Origin of the sequence: Hoeflea prorocentri (genome assembly GCF_027944115.1) — a bacterium.
Taxonomy (GTDB): Bacteria; Pseudomonadota; Alphaproteobacteria; order Rhizobiales; family Rhizobiaceae; genus Hoeflea_A; species Hoeflea_A prorocentri.
Window position 1 is genome coordinate 1310295 of the sequence record NZ_JAPJZI010000001.1, and the last position, 23580, is coordinate 1333874.

Sequence of the window (23580 nt, forward strand, 5' to 3'; positions counted from 1 at the left end):
GTCGCTCGAACCTTCGAGCGCATAAGGCATGGGCATTCCCCACGCGCTGCCTCTTTTTAAGAGAGACTTCCCGTGTCCCAGCCATCATTTCTGACACAGTTAACGACTGGAAACAAATTCTACGGCATGAATAAGGAGCCATTCTGATCAAGAATAAGGAAGGCTGGCGATACCCACAGTTAAATTTTGCCGCAAATCCGGCATTTACGATGCGTTAACCATAAATGCAATTTTCAGTGCACTTCTCTGGACCTGTTAAGCGGATGCCGAAGATTCTGTTGTGGACTGTTTTGAAGCAGCGGGAAAGGGGTAAGTCATGGTTGCGCATCTGGAAATATTCGAGCCGCCTCAATGCGAGCAGGGCAAGAGCCCGTCGAGCGAGCGGCCGATCGATCTGGTCCATCTTGCACGGCAGACCAGCGGCGACAAGGAAACAGAGACGGAAGTCCTTTGTTTGTTTGCGCGCCAGGCCCGTCAGTGCGTCAATCAGATTTGTGGAACAAATCATCTGACAGAGACCAAGGATCTTCTCGCCGTTGTGCGGACTTTGCGCGGATCGGCCAACAGTGTGGGCGCGTTCAGCGTGTCACGTGCGGCGCAATACCTGGAAACAGATCCGATGGACGGGCAGCTTCATGACGCGCTGACCGATGCCGTTGTCGATGTTGAAAACTTCATTTTCGGGTTGGCGCGATAAGCGGCATACCGGCGCTTCCAAGGCAGTCCGCTCACAAGAGCTGCGTTATGACGCAGTGATTTTCACGACAACGCTTGACTTCCGCGCAAGTGTCTTTAACTCCGCATTGTTGCCAAATATGCGGAGCTCATTGCATGACAAAGCTGACCATTGTCGCCAACGACGGCACCAAGTTTGAAATCGATGCCGAAAACGGTTCGACGGTGATGGAAAATGCCATCCGCAATGCCGTACCCGGCATAGAAGCGGAATGCGGCGGTGCCTGCGCCTGCGCAACCTGTCACGTCTATGTCGACAATGAATGGAGTGAAACCGTCGGTGCGCCCGAGGTGATGGAAGAGGACATGCTGGATTTTGCTTTCGACGTGAGACCAACATCCAGGTTATCCTGTCAGATCAAGGTTTCAGATGAACTCGACGGCCTTGTCGTGCATGTGCCGGAACGTCAGGCATAGCTCAAACCAAGATCGGTGATTGCCGATGACCGAAATCGTTGAAACGGATGTCGTAATCGTGGGGGCGGGCCCTGTTGGCCTGTTCGCTGTTTTCGAGCTCGGCCTTTGCGATCTGCAATGCCATCTCATTGACATACTGGATCGGCCCGGCGGCCAGTGTACGGAGCTATATCCGGAAAAGCCTATCTATGACATTCCCGCATGGCCGGTGATCTCGGGCCAGGAGCTGACGGACAAGCTTTTGGAGCAGATCCGGCCGTTCTCGCCGCAGTTTCACCTCAACCGCATGGTCACCGCCCTTCGCAAGCTGGACGACGGCAGCTTCGAGGTCGAGACGGATGAGGGCGAGATTTTCCGCGCCAAGGTGGTTGTCATTGCCGCCGGCGGTGGCTCGTTCCAGCCCAAAAGGCCGCCGATACCCGGCATAGAAGCTTTTGAAGGTAAAAGTGTGCATTACTCCGTGCGGCGCATGGAAGAGTTTCGTGACCACGATCTCCTGATCGTTGGTGGCGGTGACTCCGCACTCGACTGGACCCTCAACCTGCATCCCGTTGCCCGGTCCATTACGCTTGTTCATCGCAGACCGCAGTTTCGGGCGGCGGATGACAGCGTCAACAAAATGTTCGCCTTGCGCGATGAGGGCGCCATCAGCTTTGAGATGGGGCAGATTACCGGCCTCAATGGCGATGATGGTCAACTCAATTCGGCGGTGCTGAAATCCGAGGACGGTGAGCAGGAAATCAGTTGCTCCAGAATGCTGCCGTTCTTTGGCCTGACCATGAAACTGGGGCCGATTGCCGATTGGGGCCTCAATCTTCATGAAAACCTGATCACGGTCGACACGGAGAAGTTCGAAACCAGTGAACCAGGTATTTTCGCAATCGGCGATATCAACTGGTACCCCGGCAAATTGAAACTGATCCTGTCCGGCTTCCATGAAGCCGCTTTGATGACGCAGGCCGCATGCAGTATCGTCAGGCCGGATGAGCGTGTGGTGTTTCAGTACACGACCTCATCCACAAGTCTGCAAAAGAAGCTGGGCGTAAAGTAGGACACGGCCGTCATGACAGGGGCCGATACGACCATACAATCCGGGCAATCGCCCTATGCGCGCCGCACCTGGCGTCTGGCGCATGGGCGCACGATGGAACTCGGCCCGCGCGGACATCTCATGGGCATTTTGAATGTCACTCCGGATTCATTTTCAGACGGTGGCCGGTTTGCCGGCATCGATGCGGCGGTTGCCGCAGCCGAAGGCATGGTCTCGGACGGGGCGGCAATTGTCGACATTGGCGGCGAATCCACACGGCCGGGTGCCGATCCGGTTGACGCCGCGACGGAACAAGCCCGTGTTCTGCCTGTCATCGAAGCGTTGTCGAAACGCGGTGATGTTATTATTTCGATCGATACATACCGGGCGGAAACAGCTCGTCTGGCCGTTCGTGCGGGCGCGCACGTCATCAATGATGTGTGGGGCCTGCAACGGGATCCGGAGATGGCGGCGCTGGTGGCGGCGCTTGGCGCGGGCGTGTGCATCATGCACACGGGCCGCGAACGGAAAAAAGCCAATGATGTCATGGAAGATCAAGCGCTTTTCCTTCGTCAGTCGCTGGAGTTTGCAGGCGCCGGCGGAATAGGGCAGGACGCGATCGTCCTCGATCCGGGCTTTGGCTTTGCCAAGGACGTGGACGAGAATGTGGAGCTGATGGCGCGCTTTTCGGAACTTCACGCTTTGGGATACCCGTTGATTGCCGGTACGTCACGCAAGCGCTTCGTTGGAGCCGTCAGCGGCCGGGACACGGATGAACGCGACGTTGCGTCGGCCGCAACAACCGCGATGCTGCGCCTTGAAGGTGCCGCGATCTTCAGGGTCCACGAGGTCGCCGCAAACAGGGATGCATTGGCTATGGCCGACGCCGTTGTGACCCAACGCAATATGGAGACCCGGATATGAGCGAGACCTACAGGATCGGTCTGAAAAACTGTGTGTTTTTTGCCCGGCACGGTGTTTTTGAGGCCGAGGCGCAACTGGGTCAGAGTTTTCACGTCGACATTGATATGGACGTGGCGTGCGGCGATGCGCTGCAATCGGACAATCCCGGCGATGCAGTGGATTACGGTGCTGTTCATACATCTGTGCAGGAGATCGTGACGGGAGAACGCTTCAAGCTCATCGAGGCGCTCGCCTATAAAATAGGTCAAGCGCTTTGCATGCAATTTCCAGCCATTCGCAAAGTTATGGTGACGATCCGCAAGCCAGGTGCGCCCATAGAGGGCGTTTTCGATCATGCCGAGGTGCGTGTTGAATACGTCTCCGATTAGTTGCGCGCTTGGCCTTGGGGGAAACATCGGTGAGCCCAAAAGGAGCATGGCCCAGGCCCTGCGTTCGCTTGATCAAATGGACCTGATCCATGTCCGCGACGTGTCGCGGCTTTACAGAACACCGCCCTGGGGCAAGACGGATCAGGCCTGGTTCTTCAACAGTTGCGCGCTGATTGAGACGTATATGCAGCCGCACGCGCTTCTGGATGCGTGCCTGTCGGTAGAACGGGAGCTCAAACGCGAACGGCGCGAACGCTGGGGGCCGCGCATCATCGATATCGATGTACTGACCTATTCCAACCGTTCCGTTCACGAGGAAGGGCTGACCATTCCGCATCCGCACATGCACGAACGAGCCTTCGTTTTGTTGCCGTTACTTGACATTGCGCCGGATCTTGCAGTCGCCGGGAAACGCATTGCCGAATGGGTTGCTGAAGCCGACAGCGCAGGCATTGAAGCGGTAAGCGAAGACGGTCTGTGGTGGCGTTGATCCGGCGAGGTTAGCGCAGATGATCCTGTTGCTGCTGCCTCGAGGCGCCGACCTTGCGGTCACGCGACAGGGTCATGCCGATGACCGGGATCAGCCTCTCGCGCACCTTGACCGAAATTGTCACGTTCATGACGTCGGGTTCCTGCAGATGCGCGACCATGGCGCCATTCAGCTTTTTGCGATTGAGGCCGACGACAATCTTGTTTCCGTTGACTTTGCCGGAGGTCAGGTCGAGACCCTCACCCTTTGCACCGTCCTGGAATTTGCCCGTGTAGTTGCCGCCGCGGTCGCCAATAATCGCCGTCATTTTCTGTGAGAAGATGCCAACGCGGCAATGGCCGTCCATGGCGACACCGATCTTGTGTTCCGCCGAGGGTGCACCATTAAAGTGGCAATGGAACTTGGTGCCCTTGTATTTTCCGGCGACGATTTCCCCTGGGCCCCGCCACACACCGGAGACGGAGTCGAAAAACACCTTGTCCTTCGGACCCGCCCATGACGCCGACAAAAACCCGGAGACAAGCAACACACACGCGGTCAGGGATAAACGAAGAAACATGATCCAGCCTGCAGCAAATTAAGACACCCCAACATCAACCGGAATGGTTAATTGCCGGTTGAAATGAGCCGGGATTGTAGCAGAGGGTCCGTGAAAGACGAAATCACATGCGAAAACAGGACCGTGTACAGGCGTTTTGCAGCTTTTGGAATTTCGTCGGCGTCGCGCTTCAAGCGCGCGGCCGATTGTTCTAAGTTTCCCTTATGGACGAATCTGTTGCCGCTAAATCGCTTTCCGCTCTCGGTCACGAGGCCCGGCTTGCCGTCTTTCGCCTGCTGGTCAGGGCAGGGGAAGACGGGCTGAATGTCGGTGAAATTGGGCTGCATCTTGAAATCCCGCCCTCGACCCTTGCCCATCATCTTTCGACGCTTGTGGATGTCGGGCTTGTCCGTCAGAAGCGGTTTGGGCGGGAAATCCGCAATTACGCGGAATATGACCGAATGACAGGTCTTGTCGATTTCCTCACACGGGAATGCTGCGCTGGCGTTGGTCAGCCGTCATAACGGTTCTAGACCGGCTCGTTGTCCTTCTTCTTCCCGGCGCCGGCCGCCTGCCGTGTCAGGTCGCTGACAAACTCGCCGATTCCGGGGCGCTTCAGATGGTGAAACGCCATCGGTCGGCACAAATCCACGGCCGTGATCCCGATGCGTGCCGTCATCAATCCATTGACCACGCCCTCGCCAAGCCGCGCCGAAAGCTTGCTGGCGAGGCCATGTCCCATAAGCTGCTGGATGACGCCATCGCCCATCGACATCGTCCCGGTCACCGCGAGATGCGCAATGACGTTACGGGTCAGGCGGATAGCGCCAAGCGTTCCGGGGCGTCCGCCATAGAGCAGGGCAATGCCTCTGATGAGCCGAACGGCTTCGTAGAGCACATAGCCGATGTCCAGCAGGGCACGCGGGCTCAACGCGGTGACGACCGACACGCGTTTTGAGGCATTGATGATCATGCGGCGGGCTTCGATATCCACCGGCCCCAGCAATTGCGTCTCGGTCAGTTCGATGAGATGCGGGCCATCGATGATGTCGCCGTCGAGTTCCTTTAACTGTCTGCGTGCGCGCGCCGTTTCAGGCCGACCGGAAAATAGTGCGATCAGGCGTTTTTGGACGGATTTGGCCTTGGCCGGGTTCTTTTCCAGCCGCGCCGCATCGCTTGCATCGCGGATGGTTTGAACCGTGTTGAGGCGCGCCAGAGCGCGTACTTCGCGTATTGCCAGGCCGGCCAGCGCGGCAACGGCGATGGCGGTTAGCAGGGTTGCCGTCCAGCCCAGCCATGGAGAGCGCAGGAAGTAGTCCTGGATCAGGCCATCGACCCATACGGCGAATGCCAGCGAGAACAAAAGTCCAAGAGCACTCGCTGCTATTTTTCCGAAGGACGGGCCGCGTCGCCGCGGGCGTGCAACCTGCGGCGTCAGCGTTTCGGCCAGCGCGGCATATTCCTGATTGTCGGTCTGGCGCTCATCAAACGGGTCGGCTGCGGGTTCGCTAAATTCAAAGCCCTGTGAAATAGCCCCCGGTTTGCGGGGCTTGGTTGCTGTCTTTACCGGTTTTGGCGCAGCAGCCTCAGTATCGACGTCGAAGGCTGCCGGTTTGCGATTTCTGTTTGTCATGCGAGCCAGTCTCCAAACAGGAATTCGAATGCTCGATCCAGACGTATATGCGGGAGCGAAAGGGTCATTCCCTCGGCGGTCCGTTCAAGGCGCGGCGGGCGGAACCGAACGAAGTTCAAGGGTGGCTCCGACTGTGCGGTCCTTTCCCGCATTTGCTTGAAGAAAGCGTCCGCATCCTGCGGCAAATCACCTGGAAAGATGCCGGTTTCGCTCTTTCCGTCGAAAGTCTGGCCATCGATACGCTCACCTTCCATCGGTGTTCCGACGATCAGCGGCAGCTTCTCCCTGCCACGCTTTGCGCTTGCCTCCCGGGTCGCGCGGACAGCGGCCATGGCGACGACTTCAATGTCGGCTTTGTCATAACCGGCACGGCGCATTGCCTGATCGACTATCCTGCGCACAATCGCTTCCAGCCGGTCATGGCTTTCATGATGCAACTGGTCGGCTTTGGTTGCGCCGATGAGAACGCGGTCGATACGGCGCGCAATCAATGAGGTCAGCAGATTGTTCCGCCCCGGCCGGAAACAGGACAGGATATCGACCAGCGCGCGCTCCAGATCCTGCACAGCCTCGGGGCCTGCGTTCATGGCCTGCATGGCATCGATGAGGATGATCTGCCGGTCGAGGCGGGCGAAGTGATCACGAAAAAACGGTTTTACGACCAGTGATTTATACGCCTCAAACCGCCTGTCCATCATCGACCACAATGACCCCGACGGTGCAGACCCTTCTGGCAAATCCGGCAACGGGGCAAAGGTCAGGGCAGGAGAACCCTCAAGATCGCCCGGCATGAGAAACCGGCCTGGCGGCAGGGTGGACAGGGCGCGCTCATCGCTGCGGCAGGCGCGAAGATAATCTGCAAAGAGGTCCGCGTTCCGGCGGGCAAATGTTTCGTCCGCCGCAGATCCGGGCTCCTGTTTGATTGTCTCTTCGAGCCATTGGCGCGAAAGATCCGCGCGCGCGGGCGAGCGTGCAAGGGCGACCGCATTGTCGCTGAAGGTGCGGTAATCCTGATTGAGGAGCGGCAGATCAAGGAGCCATTCGCCGGGATAATCAATGATATCGATGGACAATTTGCCGGGAGAAAGCAGCCGGTTCCACGCGCTGGCCGACTCATACTCGATCGTCAGCCGCAATTCCGAAATCGCGCGGGTCGACTGCGGCCACAGGCGCTCGTCCACCAGCGCCCGGACGTGATCCTCATATTGAAATCGCGGTACGCCATCGTCCGGTTGCGGCTCAAGATACGCTGACGCGATGCGTCCGCTTTGCTGCGCTTTGAAGAGTGGCAGGCGGCCGCCATGCAGGAGATTATGAACCAGAGCGGTAATGAAAACGGTCTTGCCGGCCCGGGACAGGCCGGTAACGCCAAACCGCAGCGTTGGACGCAGTAAACCGCCAGCGCGGTCGAGCAGATTATCAACGGTAATAAGCGCTTCGTCAGAGATGCGTGATAGAACTGCGGCCAAGGTTCACCTGCCTGGAGTGGTCGTCGGAACGCATATAAGAAGCCGTCAGGGCCGGATTCAAGCGCGGCGAGATTTGTGGCCCTTGTCGGAATGCAAGTCAGTAGAAGCGTTTCTTGCTTTATTTATTCAATTAAATCAGTTGGATAAAGAAGTCCTGTGCTGACTTTTCCGATCCAGGCGGACTAGCTGTGGACCTTACGCGCTTTCTTTCTAAGTCGCTTGGGATAAAGGAACTCTTCCATGTGTCCGCCGCTGCGGATATCCGGCGTTGCGCCCTGAAACCGCAACACTGCAAGACCGGCTGTCGGGTAACCTTTTCGCAATCGCTCCGCTGCATCCTCCGAAGCGGTTGCGCACAGCGTGCGGAGCGTGTCTTCCATCATCGGATTGTGGCCGACCAGCATTGTCGGGAAAGCCGTCTGCTGTGACAACAGGTCGACATAAAGCCTATGGTCGTCATTGTAGAGCGCATTGATATAGTGGATTTCGGGTGTTTTCTGCATGTGAGAAACAACGATCTCGCTCGTCTGGCGGCAGCGAACAGCCGTTGAACACAAAACCACTTCCGGTTGCTGTGGCAGACGGGCCAGGGCGCGGCCGACGAGATCTGCGTCCTCCCGGCCCCGGTCGTCGAGTTGGCGGCCGAAATCGCGCTGACCCGGATGCGCCCAGGCGGCGTGAGCATGACGAAGAAGATAAATCGTGGCAGGCGATGAAACAGGTTTGCCCATGTGTGAAAAAGCGATCTCCCAAAACTGCAGGCGACGATACAACCATATTAAGCATCATTCTACGGGTGAAGCGAGAGGCGGGATAAATATTGCTGTGCGCACGGCGCTTCCTTGGAGCGTGGGCAGGTGTGGCAGCGCCGCGCGTTTTCTTCCGGTCGGTCTGCCGCCATGTCGGGACGTGGTTCTTGCCTCAGACGGGCGAACAATATTCAGCCAAATAAAACCCAAGCATATTTATGACATTATCACGACATTTCTTCCGCTCCGCTGAAACGTTTCATGACCGTTTTGAGCCGTTAAAAAACTCACATGGCCGCTGAATTCGCGCTTGTAAGGTGGGGGCGGTGTAGATATACACACGCTCCAAATGCACTGCGACTGAGGAATCACAATGAGTGAGATGATCGATCTTGGTTCCTATGTTCCCTCTGATGACGAGGAGTTCATGAATGAAAAGCAGCGTGCCTATTTCAGAGCTAAGCTGAACGCATGGAAAAACGAGATTCTGCGCGAGGCACGTGAAACCCTTGGGAACCTTCAGGAAGACAGCGTCAATCATCCCGATGTAGCCGACAGGGCCTCGTCAGAGACCGACCGGGCAATTGAGTTGCGGGCGAGGGATCGTCAGCGCAAGCTGATTTCCAAGATTGATGCGGCACTGCGCAGACTTGATGAAGGCACCTACGGCTATTGCGAGGAAACGGGCGAGCCGATCAGCCTGAAGCGATTGGATGCACGTCCGATCGCAACGCTTTCCATCGAAGCTCAGGAGCGCCATGAGCGCCGCGAAAAGGTTTACCGGGACGAGTAGGTTTCGCTGTCGGTTCTGCCCAGACTGTCTTCTGCCACCAGCTAGCGGGAAGAACCCGCTCAGGTTTACTGCATCATCTCAGAACAGCTGTAGCCTAGTTCATCCAGCTTGAGTTTCTCACAGCTTTGGGCAGCGCGGATTTCATCGTAGTACAAGACAAGGCCGGGTAACCCTTTGCCATTGCGAAAACCCTTGCCGTCGACGGGTGCTCCGTCCTTTCCCAAACCGGTATTGTAGATCCCGAATTTGAAATAGGGCCTGTGTTTGGACGGGGTTTTTCGGGCCGTCGGTCCTGTATGATCATAGACCTGCCTGCCATTGCGCCAGACGGTGAAGCGTCCCTTTTGGCCGGTTGAATGGGTGATTCTGATCACGAAATCATGCCACTTTTTTTTGGCCGCATAGGATGCGACGACACGAGCGCGCTGGAAGTCGAACTCGCGTTGAATGAACAGTCCTTCTGTGTCGTCAAACTTGATCAGCCAGTTCGGTTTGCCACGGGCCAGAAACTGGAACATGCTGTTGCCGACATTGCGTGGAACGCTGTAATCTGCGGGGATGAATACGCTTATTGCGTACCAGTATTCCCGGTTCCACTCGTCAAAACCGTACACGGCGGTGCTGAGTTCATGCCGGTGTCTGCCATTGCGGCAGTCATTCCAGGTTTTGCCATCCCAGCCACATTCGCCTTCGCGTGTTTCAATCCTCAGGCTTTTGTTTCCCAACCGAACCGGATGTCCGTCCTGTGCGGTGACTTTCTGAGCGCCCCAATCCTGGAAATTGTTCTTTAGGCTCAGCCGGTATGTCTTTCCGAAGCCGATATCCTCATCAAGAACAACTGAAACCGTCTGATTGATCGGTGTTCCCACGAGGCTCTCGTCCGCTTGCGCGCTCAGTGCAGGCAGGATGCAGAATAACAGTCCGGTCAGGATGCCGGTCAGTCCACCAGTATACGACATTGATCCGCTCCAGATCAGGTTGATTGGCCGCTTAAGTTGTATGCCGTTGGCTTTTACAACAGACGCGGCGTTTGATCCAGACACTGAACACAGCCCGTCACCAGTTTTGGAAACGGTGTTTGGTGAATTCTCATGACTATTGCGTTGCTTGTACGACCGGGAGAGCCTCAGCCTCCCAAACCGGCCATGGCGCATTCCAGTATCGTATAAGCCATTCCTGCTTCAAGCATCGTAGATTGGCAGCCGTTTTCCCGGCTGCTCTTTCTAGTGCTTGACGGTCAGGTCACCCAGCAGCTTTTTCATTTCATCCTCGAGGGAAGCCGACGGCGCACTCGCTGTTTGCTCAGGCTTCTGCTCGGAGACCGGCGCAATCTCGTCAACATCCGTCGTGGTTGCCTTGATGGGGTCCTGTTCCGTCTTGCTGATTTCGGCTTCCAGCACCTTGTCAAAGTCTGCAATCAGATCGTCGGCGGTAATGGCCGGAGAGAGGTTGACCGCATCGCTCACGACGGGAGCCTCAGGCACGCTTTCAGGCTGGGGCGCCGGGCGCGCCTGGGCAGCATCCGCAACGGGCTGAATTGCTTTTGGGGGTGTTTGCGGCGTCATGATTGCCGGTGCTTCGGCCTGCGCCGGAGGAGCCGGTGGGGTTTCGGGTTCCGGATCAGGCATGACGAGATCGCGTGCCGCTTCGAGCGCGTCTTCCAATTCCGCCGCGATGGCGTCTTCTGTGTCTGTTGTCTCTGCTGAGGCCTCAACTGCCTGTGCTGCCGCGACCGAGGATACGGCCATAGCCGCGAGTTCCGGAGCCGGAGTGGGAGGTGCCGTTTTTGGCTGTGGAGCGGGTGCAGGCGCCGGCTCTGCCTTGGGTTTTGCCGCGGCGGCCGGCTGCTGCTGCGCCGGTTTCACATCCTTGAGTTCGGCTGCTGCCGGCGGTTTGGCCGGTGCTGGCGGCTCATCCGGTTTTGACGTCGGGATATTGAGCGGCTCCGTTGCAATCGGCTCTGATGCCGGTTTTGCAGGTGGTGCCTTTGGCTGTGGCGGCCTTTGCTGTGCCGGCCTTGATGTCTGACCGGCTCCTTGCCCTGCCGAGGCAGCCGCGTTTTCCTGCTGCGCCGCCCGTGCTGCTGAGCGGTTGATGCCCCGTTCGACAACAATATCGCTGGGGCCGCCGATCATCACCAGATGCTCGACATTGTCCCGGCGAATGAGTACGAGCCTGCGGCGGGCGTCGACGGCGGCCGCGTCGAGGATGGCCAGGCGCGGCTGACGATTTGTGCCGCCGCGCATAAATGCCATGTGGCCGCGCCGCCTCATATTCCAGACGATAACGGCTATCGCGGCGACGATTACCACACCGATCGCGATCATTGAGTAAAGGGACATTCCGTCCGTGCCGATAAGCGCATCACCCATATTGAATTACTGCCCCCAATTTCTCACCTGCTGCGGCGAGTCGCTGCGATCAACCGCGCAAAAAATGGTAGAGGCCGATCGAAACGCATGCAAGCGCACCGTTCTTTATTCTGTGAGTACAGGCAAAATGAGCAATATTTGAGGCATTTTCCGCTATTTTTTAGTTGTGGAAGGCGCTCCGGATACTTTTCGCAGTGTATAGGCGCGCAGCAAAGCCGGCGGTCTCTTTCATTGTGTGCGCGAATGTGGTCCAAACAGGTTATTTCGCTTTGAGGGGAATCATTCTCGCTTCAAGAGGACGCTGATGGCGCGAGAGAACCAGCCGGCAAATTATCCGACGCCCATAGTCGACCGGCATTCCAAACCAGACACGGTTATCCGCTTGATTGTGCTTGCGGTTGTCCTTGTCTGCGCGGCGGCGGCGTTCGTGTATCTGGAAGGACGGGTCAATACCAATCTGGGCCTCGGCCTTCTGGGCATGCTGGCCATGATCGGTATTTTCTACCTCGTTTCCTCGGTGATCGGATTTGTGCAGATCATGCCGCGTCCGGGCGACGATTTGCTGGCGCGCATATTCGTTGACGGCCATCCGGAAGGAACGGTGGTCACCGACGACAAGGGGCGGGTTGTCTATGCGAACCGTGCCTATGCCGAGTTGACCGGCGCAACCGGGCCTGGGGACGTCCGGTCCATCGAGGCCATTATGTCCCGGGACAGCCAGGCGGCCGAGGCGGTCTACCGCCTGACAAACGGTATTCGGGACGGCAAGGACGGCCAGGAGGAGTTCCGGCTTCTAAAGAACCTTGGCGGCGTTAGCGACCCGTTGGAAGGGCCGCGCTGGTATCGTTTAAGGGCGCGTCCGCTCGAGGTCGGCAAATCGGGCGAGCTGCTGCACTCCTGGCAGCTTTCCGACATTACGGCGGAGCGCGAGGACCAGGAGCAGTTCTTCCGTGAGCTGCAGCATGCCATCGACTATCTCGACCATGCGCCGGCGGGCTTCATGTCGACCGGGCGCGAAGGCGAAATCGTCTATATCAATGCAACGCTCGCGGCCTGGATCGGGCTGGACCTGACTCAGTTCACGCCGGGATCGATCGCTCTGGGTGACCTGATCGCCGGGGAAGGCATGGCGCTGATTGAATCCGTACAGGCAGCGCCCGGCCTTGACAGGACTGCAACACTTGATCTCGACATGTTGCGGCGCGACGGCAAAAGCATGCCCGTCAGGCTGGTGCACCGGGTCAGCGCCGCCCGTGACGGTGCGCCCGGAGAAAGCCGCACGATCGTGCTCCTGAGAAGCGGCGAGGGGGCCAGCCCCGCAGAATCGGCGGCGGCGGAAATGCGCTTCACGCGCTTCTTCAACAATACGCCGATGGCAATCGCCTCGGTTGACGGCAAAGGCAAGATCATCCGCACGAATGCGCCGTTCCTGAAGATGTTTTCCGGTGCTGTCGCCAGGGACGACCTGGAAAAGGGCACTCTGTTCGAGAACGTCGTGCACGAGGCGGACCGGGATGAATTCGCCTCGGCACTGGAGGCTGCGGCGCGGGGACAGGGTGAAATCGCGCCCGTCGATACACGGCACGCGGCAGATGACGAGCGGTTCTTCCGTTTCTACGTCACCGCCGTTGTTGACGATGGCGACAGCGAGGAAGCCGCCATCATCTACGCGGTTGAAACGACCGAGCAGAAGGCGCTTGAAGCGCAGATGGCCGAAACCCAGAAGATGAATGCGGTGGGCACGCTGGCCGGTGGCATTGCACATGACTTCAACAATGTCCTGACGGCAATCTTGCTTTCGGCCGACCATCTGCTTTTGTCGCTCCGACCGTCCGATTCCAGTTTTGCCGACCTCATGGAAATCAAGCGCAATGCCAACAGGGCAGCGGTGCTTGTGCGGCAGTTGCTGGCTTTCTCGCGCAAGCAGACCATGCGCCCGACGGTTCTTTCCATGACCGATGTCATCGGCGATCTGCGCATGCTGGTCGACCGGCTGACGGGCACCCATGTCAAGCTGGATGTTGAATATGGCAAGGATCTGTGGCCGGTCAAAACCGATCTTGGCCAGTTCGAGCAGGTCATTATCAATCTGGCGGTCAATGCGCGTGATGCCATGCCGGAGGGCGGCACGATCAAGATCCGCACATCGAATCTGGAGAGCGCTGACGTGGCCGGGCTGAACAATCGCGGCATGGAAGAAGGCGACTACGTGATGATCGCGGTCGAGGACGAGGGCACCGGCATCGCGCCAGAGCTGATGGACAAGATCTTTGAACCCTTCTTCACGACCAAGGATGTCGGCAAGGGAACGGGCCTTGGGCTTTCCATGGTTTACGGGATCATCAAGCAGTCCGGCGGTTATATCTATCCTGAATCCGAACTCGGCAAGGGCACCACATTCCGTATTTACCTGCCACGGCATATCGAGACAGAAGAAGAAGGTGAAGCAAGCGAGGTTACCGAAGGCACACCTGCCGGCGCTGCCGGCAAGAAGGAGAGCCCGGCCAACGGGGCGGCCCAGCCGCAGGATCTGACCGGATCAGCGACGGTGCTGCTGGTGGAAGACGAGGAAGCCGTGCGGCGCGGCGGCAAGCGGATGCTGGAAACGCGCGGCTACACCGTGCATGAAGCCGGCTCGGGCGTCGAAGCGCTGGACGTCATCAAGGAGTTGAACGGCGATGTGGATATTGTCGTCTCGGATGTCGTTATGCCGGAAATGGACGGTCCGACCCTGCTTCGCGAATTGCGCAAGGAATATCCGGACATGAAATTCATCTTTGTCTCCGGTTACGCTGAAGACGCTTTTGCCAAAAACCTGCCGGAAAACGCGCAGTTCGGATTTCTTCCGAAACCGTTTTCACTCAAACAGCTGGCAACCGCGGTCAAGGAAGTGATCGACAGTTGACAGCCGTGGCGCAGCCATGGAATTGGCTGTAACAATAGGTGAAACGATTCGACAATCGGTGCGGCGTGCATGATCGTGTGGATCAACGCACAAAGAGTTCATTTGCCGGCTCGACCACATTGGCGCCGCAATATTCCGATTGAAGCCTGATCAATTTTTAATTCACCTTGGACGGGGGAAGATCGAATGTACAAGAAAATCGCAGTCGCAATGATGGCGGGCACATTCCTTGCTGCCTGCACGACGACTGATCCCTATACGGGCGAGCCTCGCGTTTCGCGCACCGCTGGCGGCGCGGCGCTCGGCGCGGCTGCGGGCGCGGGCCTTGGCCTTCTCGCCGGCGGCAATGATCGCCGCAATGCGCTGGTCGGAGCAGGGCTTGGTCTGCTGGCCGGTGGTGCGATCGGCAACTATATGGACCGGCAGGAAGCCGAGTTGCGGGCCCAGTTGCAGGGCACTGGTGTCTCAGTGACCAGGAACGGAAACAACCTGGTTCTGAATATGCCGTCCAATGTCACATTTGCCCTCAACCAGGCACAGATCGATCCGAGCTTTTTCGGGACGCTGAACTCCGTCGCCATCGTTCTTTCAAAGTTCAATCAGACACTGATCGACGTCTATGGCTATACGGATTCAACCGGATCTGCCGGATATAACCTGGATCTGTCCCAGCGCCGGGCCCAGTCGGTTTCGGCTTATCTGTCCGCACAGGGCATCGATCGCCGGCGGATGTATGTCACGGGCTTTGGTCAAGAGCGGCCGATTGCAAGCAACGCCACCGAGGCGGGCAGGGCGCAGAACCGCCGCGTGGAAATCCAGATCGTTCCGCTGAGCTAGCGCCGCGGCCAACAGGTCACACAGATTGTGGAGAGCGCTGCATATTGCGGCGCTCTTTTCATTTGGGCCTATACCGGCTCCGGCGTGGGTGTTCGCTGCGTTTGCGGTGTCATGTGCATGCCGGTGAAGGCCGTTGCGATGCTGATCACAATCAGTGCGGCGATGACGAAAATAATTGAGCCGGCATGGGCCGCCGCAGCAAATACAATTGAAAGTCCAATAACGAAGAGTTTGCCGGTGCTTTTCGCGGCCGCGAGCGCAGACAGCCGCTGATCTTTGGGTGCGACCTCCATGAAATGCAGCCTGAGGGCAATTGTGATGCCTTTAAGGGCCACCGTTGCAACGAACAGGACTGTTGCATGAAAATAAACACTGCCGGCGAAGTTGAGGTAGTGATTGGCCAAAATCAGGATGCCGGTTGCGGCAACGAGCAGTGCGCCGAGAACCAGTACAAGCTGGTTTGATTTCTCGTTCAAGCCACGCCAGACCCAGGATGAGATTGCCATGGCCGCGGCGGTGGAAATGATTAGTGCGGCAAGGCCATGATTGCTCTTTGAATGATTGAGCGCGGTGATAAGCGCAAAAAAAGGTACCGACAGGCTTGCCGCAAATCCGAGCAGCCTCACAACCATGAACCTCTGGAACCATGTCTGTCGAAACAGCTCCAGTGTCTGTTTCGACAGGAGGCCGGAGATATGCTCCGCCTGCTGTTCATCGGCCGTTTCCTTTGCGCCGGACAGGCGTTCTTCGGGGGTGTCCCGTACAGCGCGCATCAGAGCCGCTGCAAGGAAGAAACAGACGATCGCGGTGATAATGATAATCGCGTGTCGGGTTGAAGACGGATGTTCCAGCAACGCCCAATGACTTGATGCTGTCAGCACGATGACACCGATCGCAGCCAGAAACAGCTGCTTGTACTGCATATTGCGGCGGTTTTCCGCTTGCACTGTATCGCCCAGCAGGTCTGTTATCAGAAGATTGTTGAACTCCCGGGCGAGACTGCCGATCAGGACTGCAATGAAGAAGGTCGCGATGACAGCGGTTTTTGGCGCGTAAATTGCAGCGGATAACAGGAGAAGGAAACTGATGCCGATGGCGCACTGCGAAACAGCGATCAACCGCTTTCTGTTATGTGTCTGTTTGGCGATCCTGAGACCAAAGACGTCAGCGGCCAGACCGGCCATGTGCCGGGACGTGACAAGCAGGCCGGCGACGAGGACAGGCAAGTCCTGTTCGACGGCCAGATAGGTCAGCACAACGGATGGCGAGGCCATGGTCCAGCCCATGCTCGTCAATGCGCCCTGTCTTGCGAGGGGCAGGTAGTTCCTGTCTTTTGTCGTCGTCGCTCTGGCGCTCATCGTTACCGCACAATGCCTGATCACTATGGAGCGCCAATTCTACCAAAATGATCGTAAAGATAGGGTTTTCCCGACTGCGAAAATGGTAATCGCCGTAATCTACGGGCTTATCGAGAACGTGCGTCATTGGTTGTTTTTTTCGCGATACCGGTTATCCGGCCTTCGCAAGAGCCATGGCGATTTGCGCCGCGAGAAGCGCATTGTTGCGCACCAGGGCGATATTTGTGTCAAGGCTCCGGCCCTTGGTGATTGTCAGGATTTCGGACAGGAGGAACGGCGTAACCTCCTTGCCGCTGACGCCTTTGGCGCGGGCACGTTCCAGGGCCTCGGCGATATGGGCTTCCATTTCGCCGCGCGGAATTTCGTCGTTCTGCGGCACGGGGTTGGCGATGAGCATGCCGCCGTCGATGCCCATCGCTGTGCGCGTTTTTTGAAAGCGTGCGATGTCATCGGCACTGTCGAGCCTTAAGGGGCTGCGAAGGCCCGATGTGCGCGACCAGAAGGCCGGCAGTTCGTCCGCGCCGTAGGTGACCACCGGAACGCCCTTTGTCTCCAGTACTTCCAGTGTCTTGGGGATATCAAGAATGGCTTTGGCGCCGGCACAGACAACGATGACCGAGGTGCGGGCAAGTTCCTCAAGGTCTGCGGAGATGTCGAAATCTGTTTCAGCGCCGCGATGAACGCCGCCGATCCCGCCTGTGGCGAAGACACCGATACCGGCTAGGGCCGCCGCGATCATCGTCGCAGCCACCGTCGTTGCGCCGGTCCGCCCGGTTGCCACGGCAAAGGGAAGATCCGCACGGGATACTTTCATGGCGTCGGACCGCTGCGCCAGCGCGTTAAGTGCCTCATCTTCGAGGCCGATATTCAATTGGCCGTCAATGACCGCGATCGTCGCGGGAACTGCTCCCGCGTTGCGGATAATGTCTTCCACGCCGCGCGCCATGTCGAGATTGCCTGGCCAAGGCATGCCATGAGTGATGATGGTCGATTCAAGCGCGACAACCGGATTGCCGGCTTCGAGCGCGGCCCGGACCTCGGCGGAAAAAGACAGGGGAAATGCGGCGTCGGTCATGTCGGTTCTCGTTTGTTGGCGGCATTACGGGAGGGGCTGTGCTGGCGGCACGTTTTGAAGGACTTCAGTGATTTTGTGCTCGTTGAGATGGGCGGGTGCGGCCTCGCGCGACTGGATTGTCAACCCGGCCGCTGCCGTGCCGTAGCGCAACGCGTCGCGGAAGCTGTAGCCGGCCAGATAAGCATGCAGACTTGCCGCAGCCAGCGTGTCGCCGGCGCCGGTGACATCGACGATTGCATCGATCGGCAACGGCCTTATCTGAAAGACATCATCGTCGTCATAGGCCAAAAGCGGGTCTTTGCCGCGGGAGATTGAGGCGCGCGCAATGCCCATCTTTCGCAGCTCTTGCGGCCAGTTCTCGGGCGGGATATCGCCGCAAAGGGCGACGGCCTCGGCCGCATTCATGAATATCACCGACATATGTGCAAAGGCCGGTGTCAGCTTGCCGACCTTGGCCGGAGAAATGGCAATTGCCGCCAGCTTTGTGCGGTTCTCGTGCGTCATGCGGGCGAGGGCGGCGAGCGTTTGTTCCGGCAGATTGGCATCGCACAGGACGAGATCTGCCGCTGCAACAGCCTGACGGATCGATTTGCGCGAGAGCTGGCGGTAAACGAACCGGTCATAAAGGTCCATATCGGCGACTGCGATATGAAGATTGCCATCGGCCTCCAGAACGGCGGAATAGCTGGGGGTCCTGCGGTCGAGAAAGACCTGAGCCATATCGACAATGCCGGCGGCCTCCACCGCGGTCGCGACGATTTCGGCGGCTGCGTCGCCGCCGCGCACGGACACCATGGAGACCGCATTGTCGAGCCTTGCCATGATGCGCGCTGCGTTGAAGCCGCCACCGCCGGCTTCTTCGTGCCAGCGACCCGGATTGCTCGCGCCCGGGACCGTTGCGCCGTCGAGCGTTGCTCGCCGGTCGATATGCGCGCCCCCCAGGACAAGAACCCGAGCCATGCTGAACAGCCTTCAATCGCTTGCGGTCAATGCCGCGTATGAGCCGTTGGCTTATCGCATGGCGCTGGGCAATTCAATTTGGAAAGCGCGATGCAGCGGCCCATTCAAATTGCGCCAATCGACGCGTTTGTTGACACGTCTCTATTGCGCCGGTGTGTCCCGAAACAGCACAGCGCCATATTCACATGATAGCGCGGCGCAATCTTTGGGTGTGATCCGCACCATGCGCTGTCCCTTGTCCTGAACGTCAAAGATAAAAAACGTTGCCGCAAAATCCATCGGCTTGGCCTCAATGACTGTGCCGCTTGCATCAAGCAGTTCAGCGGACAGGCCGCCGCAATTGGCGCAGGCAACGGCCACCTGATAATCGTCCGGAGCAAGTTCGCCCAGGTTCAGGCTTCCCGTCCGGCCGGCATTCACCGTGCCAATTGCGCCGCTGAGCTGGACGAGTTTCCTGTCGTAGCGCGCACCGACCTCCTGCATCTGTGCGACCATGATGCCGAGCTCCTTCAACAACTCCTCGGATGGTTGTTGCGCCATAGCGGTGCTGATCGGAGACAACGCCGTCATGAGGGCAACGAAGATGACAAGGACAAGAGTGCGCACCGGCTTAAACCCCCTCAGCTCAAAGCAATGGATCATCCCTTGCGCAGTGTGACAAATCGCAGGTATCACTTCCACATATTTCAGCCGATCCGCGCCAGATGCATGTCAAAGCGCGAATCGGGTTTTGTTTCGGATGCGATTGGTCAGTTTCACTGCCTGCCAAGTTTCGGTATTCCCGGTTCTGTCTTCAGACAAAATAAGAACATAAAGGCTATTATATTATAATATCAGTGCCTTAGTGACATATTGCAAAATGAGAACAAATAGGGTACATTTTTTGAATGCGGCTTTCATTGCCAGTGATGCGTATATAACCTAAAGGTGGACGGAATGGCTCAGAACTCTTTGCGGCTTGTAGAGGAAAATTCGGTGGACAAAAGCAAGGCACTCGATGCAGCGCTCTCACAGATAGAGCGGGCTTTCGGCAAGGGCTCGATCATGAAGCTCGGCTCAAACGAAAATATCGTTGAAGTCGAAACCGTGCCGACCGGATCTCTGGGGCTGGATATCGCACTGGGCGTTGGCGGACTGCCGAAAGGCCGCATCATCGAGATTTACGGGCCTGAGAGCTCCGGTAAGACAACCATGGCGCTGCATACGGTGGCCGAGGCGCAGAAGAAGGGCGGCATATGTGGCTTTATCGATGCCGAACACGCGCTCGATCCGGTCTATGCGCGCAAGCTCGGCGTCGATCTTGAAAACCTCCTGATCTCGCAGCCCGATACCGGTGAGCAGGCGCTTGAGATCACCGACACGCTGGTGCGCTCCGGCGCGATCGATGTGCTGGTGATCGACTCGGTCGCGGCACTGACGCCGCGCGCCGAGATTGAAGGCGAGATGGGCGATTCGCTTCCCGGCATGCAAGCGCGGCTCATGAGCCAGGCGCTGCGTAAGCTGACCGCTTCGATTTCCCGATCCAACTGCATGGTGGTCTTCATCAACCAGATCCGCATGAAGATCGGTGTGATGTTCGGCTCGCCCGAAACGACGACCGGCGGCAATGCGTTGAAATTCTACTCCTCGGTGCGGCTTGATATCAGGCGCATCGGGTCGGTGAAGGACCGCGACGAAGTGGTCGGCAACCAGACGCGCATCAAGGTGGTCAAGAACAAGATGGCGCCGCCTTTCAAGCAGGTCGAGTTCGACATCATGTATGGCGAAGGCGTTTCCAAGACCGGCGAATTGATCGATCTTGGCGTGAAAGCCGGCATTGTTGAAAAATCGGGCGCCTGGTTCTCCTATAACAGCCAGCGTCTCGGGCAGGGTCGCGAGAACGCCAAGACCTTCCTGAAGGAAAATCCGCAGATGGCGCAGGAGATAGAAATGGCCTTGCGACAAAATGCCGGCCTGATCGCCGAACAGTTGCTGGAAGAGGGCAGGCCCGATGATAGCGATGACGGTGAGGCGGATGTTGCCGAAGCTTAGGCTCCTTGTTTTTTGATCCGGGTTGGCCGGCGGCATTGACGGTGCCGCCGGCCAACTTATTTGTGCGGGCAAGGTCGCCCAGGTCCTTGCCTGTCTGGACAGTCCTCAAGCAGGCGGATAAAAGCCGAACGGACTTTCGGCGGCCGTGAAGCCGCACACGCAACCTGTTTGATGTCAAAGGGCGTTTCATGAATGGCGTAAACGAGATCCGGTCGGCTTTTCTCGACTATTTCGGCAAGAACGGGCACGAGATCGTGCCGTCCAGCCCGCTGGTGCCTCGGAACGATCCGACCCTCATGTTCGTCAATGCCGGCATGGTTCAGTTCAAGAACGTCTTTACCGGCCTTGAGCACCGCGACTACACACGCGCCGTAACGGCGCAGAAATGCGTTCGCGCCGGCGGCAAGCACAACGATCTCGACAATGTCGGCTATACGGCGCGCCATCACACCTTCTTTGAAATGCTCGGTAATTTTTCCTTTGGCGACTATTTCAAGGATGTTGCGATTGAACTGGCCTGGAACCTCATCACCAAGGAATTCGGGGTTGACGGCAATCGGCTCTGGGCCACCGTTTATCACACGGATGACGAGGCCTATGATCTGTGGAAGAAGATCGCGGGCCTTCCCGACGAGCGGATTGTCCGTATCGCCACCCATGACAATTTCTGGGCCATGGGCGATACCGGCCCTTGCGGTCCGTGTTCGGAGATATTCTACGATCATGGCGAGGACATCTGGGGCGGACCACCCGGATCGGCCGAGGAAGATGGTGACAGGTTCATCGAGATCTGGAACCTCGTCTTCATGCAATACGAACAGCAGACGATTGACGAGCGGGTCGATCTGCCCAAGCCGTCGATCGATACCGGCATGGGTCTGGAACGTATTGCAGCGCTGCTGCAGGGTAAACACGACAATTACGACATCGACCTGTTCCAGGCGCTGATCAGCGCGTCGGAAGAACTGACCGGTGTGAAGGCCGAAGGAAAGGCGCAGGCGAGCCACCGCGTCATTGCCGATCATTTGCGTTCCTCATCCTTCCTGATTGCCGACGGTGTGCTGCCGTCCAACGAGGGCAGGGGCTACGTGCTGCGGCGGATCATGCGCCGGGCCATGCGCCATGCCGAGCTTCTTGGCGCGCGTGAGCCACTCATGTGGAAGTTGCTGCCGGCGCTGGTCGAGCAGATGGGCCGTGCCTATCAGGAACTGGTGCGGGCCGAGGCACTGATCTCCGAGACGCTCAAGCTTGAGGAGACACGATTTCGCAAGACACTCGAGCGCGGCCTTAATCTCCTGTCCGATGCAACGGCTGATTTGCAGGAGGGCGCCGAGCTTGATGGCGAAACGGCCTTCAAACTTTACGACACATACGGGTTTCCGCTTGACCTGACGCAGGATGCGTTGCGCCAGCGTGGCATCACCGTTGACGATGCCGGTTTCAATGCCGCGATGGAGCGGCAGAAAGCCGAGGCGCGGGCCAATTGGGCAGGTTCCGGCGAGGCGGCGACAGAGACGGTCTGGCTGGAATTGCGCGACCGGTTGGGCGCGACCGATTTCCTTGGCTACGACGCCGAACAGGCGGAAGGCGTTGTACAGGCTATCGTCAAGGATGGCGCTGAAGTGCAGTCGGCGTCCAAGGATGAGGCTGTGCAGGTCGTCGTCAACCAGACGCCGTTTTACGGAGAATCCGGCGGTCAGGTTGGCGATACGGGCCTGATCAGTGCCGACGGATTGCGTCTGCGGGTGAGCGATACACAGAAGAAGGCGGAAGGCCTTTTTGTTCACAGTGCCGTTGTCGAGGACGGTGTTCTTCAAAACGGCGCTGAAGTCGTGCTGAGTGTCGATCACGAGCGTCGCAGCCAGCTGCGCGCCAATCACTCGGCGACCCATTTGCTGCACGAGGCCCTGCGTGAAATTCTCGGCAGCCATGTGACACAGAAGGGATCGCTGGTCGCACCGGACCGCCTGCGCTTCGATATTTCACATCCCAAGCCCATGAGCGAGGATGAGGTCGCGAAGGTCGAAGACATGGCCAATGAGATTGTCATTCAAAACAGCCCGGTGACCACAAGGCTCATGGCAGTCGACGATGCCATTGCCGAAGGCGCGATGGCGCTGTTCGGAGAGAAATACGGCGATGAAGTGCGGGTCGTATCCATGGGAACGGGCCTTCATGGTGACAAACAGGACAGGACCTATTCAACGGAACTTTGCGGTGGCACCCATGTCAACGCCACCGGCGATATCGGTCTGGTAAGGGTTGTCGGTGAGAGTGCGGTCGCCGCCGGCGTACGGCGTCTTGAAGCGCTGACGGGCGAAGCGGCACGCAAGTACCTTTCCGAGCAGGACAGCCGGGTGAAAACGCTGGCATCCTCACTTCGGGTACAACCTGGCGAGGTGGTCTCCCGCGTCGAAGCGCTTGTCGATGAACGCCGTAAACTTGAGCGTCAGATCACGGAACTGAAAAAGAAGCTGGCGCTTGGCGGCGGCGGAAACGGTTCGGCGGATGAAACGCGGGATATCGCCGGCGTTAAATTCCTTGGCAAGACTGTCGCCGGCGTCGAGCCGCGCGATCTCAAGGGACTTGTCGATGAGGCCAAGACATCGCTTGGCTCGGGAGTGGTCACGCTGATCGGCGTGTCGGGCGAAGGCAAGGCAAGCGTAGTCGTCGGGGTGACCGAAGACCTGACAGACCGCTACAGCGCCGTCGATCTGGTACGCGTTGCATCGGCTGCTCTTGGTGGAAAGGGCGGCGGCGGCAGGCCGGATATGGCGCAGGCCGGCGGACCGGATGGCGCTAAAGCGGATGCTGCTGTTGATGCGGTCGCCGGCGCCCTTGCAGGCTAAAAGCGTCGGGCGATTTCATCCGACGGAAAATGACTGTCATGTGCAGG

Annotated in this window: 22 protein-coding genes; 12 read left to right on the forward strand and 10 right to left on the reverse strand. The window is 58.2% G+C overall.

Annotated features, from left to right (window positions below; all coding sequences use genetic code 11):
• The first annotated feature begins 316 nt into the window (after positions 1-316).
• From OQ273_RS06015 to folK, 6 genes are all read left to right on the forward strand, one after another.
• Positions 317-697 (forward strand): Hpt domain-containing protein, encoded by a 381-nt coding sequence (locus tag OQ273_RS06015; RefSeq protein WP_267989564.1) that lies wholly within the window; start codon positions 317-319, stop codon positions 695-697.
• Positions 698-831: 134 nt separating this feature from the next.
• Positions 832-1152: a 2Fe-2S iron-sulfur cluster-binding protein gene (locus OQ273_RS06020; RefSeq protein WP_267989565.1), complete on the forward strand. Its 321-nt coding sequence runs from the start codon at positions 832-834 to the stop codon at positions 1150-1152.
• Positions 1153-1177: 25 nt separating this feature from the next.
• Positions 1178-2203, forward strand: a complete 1026-nt coding sequence (locus OQ273_RS06025) for an NAD(P)/FAD-dependent oxidoreductase (RefSeq protein WP_267989566.1) — start codon at positions 1178-1180, stop codon at positions 2201-2203.
• A gap of 12 nt (positions 2204-2215) precedes the next feature.
• A complete protein-coding gene (folP, locus tag OQ273_RS06030) occupies positions 2216-3106 on the forward strand; it encodes a dihydropteroate synthase (protein WP_267989567.1) in 891 nt (296 codons plus the stop codon).
• A complete protein-coding gene (folB, locus tag OQ273_RS06035) occupies positions 3103-3474 on the forward strand; it encodes a dihydroneopterin aldolase (RefSeq protein ID WP_267989568.1) in 372 nt (123 codons plus the stop codon). The genes folP and folB overlap by 4 nt, the downstream gene beginning before the upstream one ends.
• Complete coding sequence (gene folK, locus OQ273_RS06040) at positions 3440-3964, forward strand: 2-amino-4-hydroxy-6-hydroxymethyldihydropteridine diphosphokinase (RefSeq protein WP_267989569.1); 525 nt, start codon at positions 3440-3442, stop codon at positions 3962-3964. The genes folB and folK overlap by 35 nt, the downstream gene beginning before the upstream one ends.
• Before the next feature lie 10 nt (positions 3965-3974).
• Here folK and OQ273_RS06045 read toward each other — a convergent pair whose 3' ends face one another.
• The gene (locus OQ273_RS06045) at positions 3975-4523 is read right to left on the reverse strand and encodes a hypothetical protein (RefSeq protein WP_267989570.1); all 549 of its coding nucleotides are present in this window, start codon (positions 4521-4523) and stop codon (positions 3975-3977) included.
• A gap of 203 nt (positions 4524-4726) precedes the next feature.
• Between OQ273_RS06045 and OQ273_RS06050 the strand changes: the two genes are divergently transcribed.
• Complete coding sequence (locus OQ273_RS06050; protein ID WP_267989571.1) at positions 4727-5026, forward strand: ArsR/SmtB family transcription factor; 300 nt, start codon at positions 4727-4729, stop codon at positions 5024-5026.
• Between the two features lie 5 nt (positions 5027-5031).
• On the opposite strand, the gene OQ273_RS06055 is transcribed toward OQ273_RS06050, so the two are convergent.
• The 3 genes from OQ273_RS06055 to OQ273_RS06065 all read right to left on the reverse strand — a co-directional run bounded on the left by OQ273_RS06055 (position 5032) and on the right by OQ273_RS06065 (position 8335).
• The gene (locus OQ273_RS06055) at positions 5032-6135 is read right to left on the reverse strand and encodes a YcjF family protein (RefSeq protein WP_267989572.1); all 1104 of its coding nucleotides are present in this window, start codon (positions 6133-6135) and stop codon (positions 5032-5034) included.
• Positions 6132-7604, reverse strand: coding sequence for a YcjX family GTP-binding protein (locus OQ273_RS06060; RefSeq protein ID WP_267989573.1), 1473 nt, complete (start codon positions 7602-7604; stop codon positions 6132-6134). The genes OQ273_RS06055 and OQ273_RS06060 overlap by 4 nt, the downstream gene beginning before the upstream one ends.
• A gap of 182 nt (positions 7605-7786) precedes the next feature.
• Positions 7787-8335, reverse strand: a complete 549-nt coding sequence (locus OQ273_RS06065; protein ID WP_267989574.1) for a SixA phosphatase family protein — start codon at positions 8333-8335, stop codon at positions 7787-7789.
• Positions 8336-8726: 391 nt separating this feature from the next.
• On the opposite strand from OQ273_RS06065, the gene dksA reads away from it, so the two are divergent.
• Positions 8727-9146: an RNA polymerase-binding protein DksA gene (gene dksA, locus OQ273_RS06070; protein ID WP_267989575.1), complete on the forward strand. Its 420-nt coding sequence runs from the start codon at positions 8727-8729 to the stop codon at positions 9144-9146.
• Between the two features lie 65 nt (positions 9147-9211).
• On the opposite strand, the gene OQ273_RS06075 is transcribed toward dksA, so the two are convergent.
• Both OQ273_RS06075 and OQ273_RS06080 read right to left on the reverse strand, forming a co-directional pair.
• A complete protein-coding gene (locus OQ273_RS06075; RefSeq protein ID WP_267989576.1) occupies positions 9212-10105 on the reverse strand; it encodes a heparin lyase I family protein in 894 nt (297 codons plus the stop codon).
• Positions 10106-10369: 264 nt separating this feature from the next.
• On the reverse strand, positions 10370-11518 hold the full coding sequence (locus OQ273_RS06080) for a flagellar biosynthetic protein FliO (RefSeq protein ID WP_267989577.1): 1149 nt from the start codon (positions 11516-11518) through the stop codon (positions 10370-10372).
• 304 nt (positions 11519-11822) lie between these two features.
• Here OQ273_RS06080 and cckA point away from each other — a divergent pair, with 304 nt between their 5' ends.
• Positions 11823-14423 carry a cell cycle histidine kinase CckA gene (cckA, locus tag OQ273_RS06085; protein WP_267989578.1) on the forward strand — a complete coding sequence of 867 codons (2601 nt, stop codon included), beginning with the start codon at positions 11823-11825 and terminating at the stop codon, positions 14421-14423.
• A gap of 186 nt (positions 14424-14609) precedes the next feature.
• The gene (locus OQ273_RS06090) at positions 14610-15260 is read left to right on the forward strand and encodes a YiaD family glycine zipper/OmpA-like lipoprotein (protein ID WP_267989579.1); all 651 of its coding nucleotides are present in this window, start codon (positions 14610-14612) and stop codon (positions 15258-15260) included.
• Positions 15261-15328: 68 nt separating this feature from the next.
• Here OQ273_RS06090 and OQ273_RS06095 read toward each other — a convergent pair whose 3' ends face one another.
• The 4 genes from OQ273_RS06095 to OQ273_RS06110 form a co-directional block, all read right to left on the reverse strand.
• A complete protein-coding gene (locus OQ273_RS06095) occupies positions 15329-16618 on the reverse strand; it encodes an MFS transporter (RefSeq protein ID WP_267989580.1) in 1290 nt (429 codons plus the stop codon).
• Positions 16619-16769: 151 nt separating this feature from the next.
• Complete coding sequence (locus OQ273_RS06100) at positions 16770-17693, reverse strand: pseudouridine-5'-phosphate glycosidase (RefSeq protein WP_267989581.1); 924 nt, start codon at positions 17691-17693, stop codon at positions 16770-16772.
• 24 nt (positions 17694-17717) lie between these two features.
• The gene (locus tag OQ273_RS06105; protein WP_267989582.1) at positions 17718-18653 is read right to left on the reverse strand and encodes a carbohydrate kinase family protein; all 936 of its coding nucleotides are present in this window, start codon (positions 18651-18653) and stop codon (positions 17718-17720) included.
• A gap of 141 nt (positions 18654-18794) precedes the next feature.
• Complete coding sequence (locus tag OQ273_RS06110; protein ID WP_267989583.1) at positions 18795-19259, reverse strand: hypothetical protein; 465 nt, start codon at positions 19257-19259, stop codon at positions 18795-18797.
• A 330-nt stretch (positions 19260-19589) separates the two neighbouring features.
• On the opposite strand from OQ273_RS06110, the gene recA reads away from it, so the two are divergent.
• Positions 19590-20684, forward strand: coding sequence for a recombinase RecA (gene recA, locus OQ273_RS06115; protein WP_267989584.1), 1095 nt, complete (start codon positions 19590-19592; stop codon positions 20682-20684).
• Between the two features lie 188 nt (positions 20685-20872).
• Entirely contained in the window at positions 20873-23533 is a 2661-nt protein-coding gene (alaS, locus tag OQ273_RS06120) for an alanine--tRNA ligase (RefSeq protein ID WP_267989585.1), read from the forward strand.
• The last annotated feature ends 47 nt before the right edge of the window (positions 23534-23580 follow it).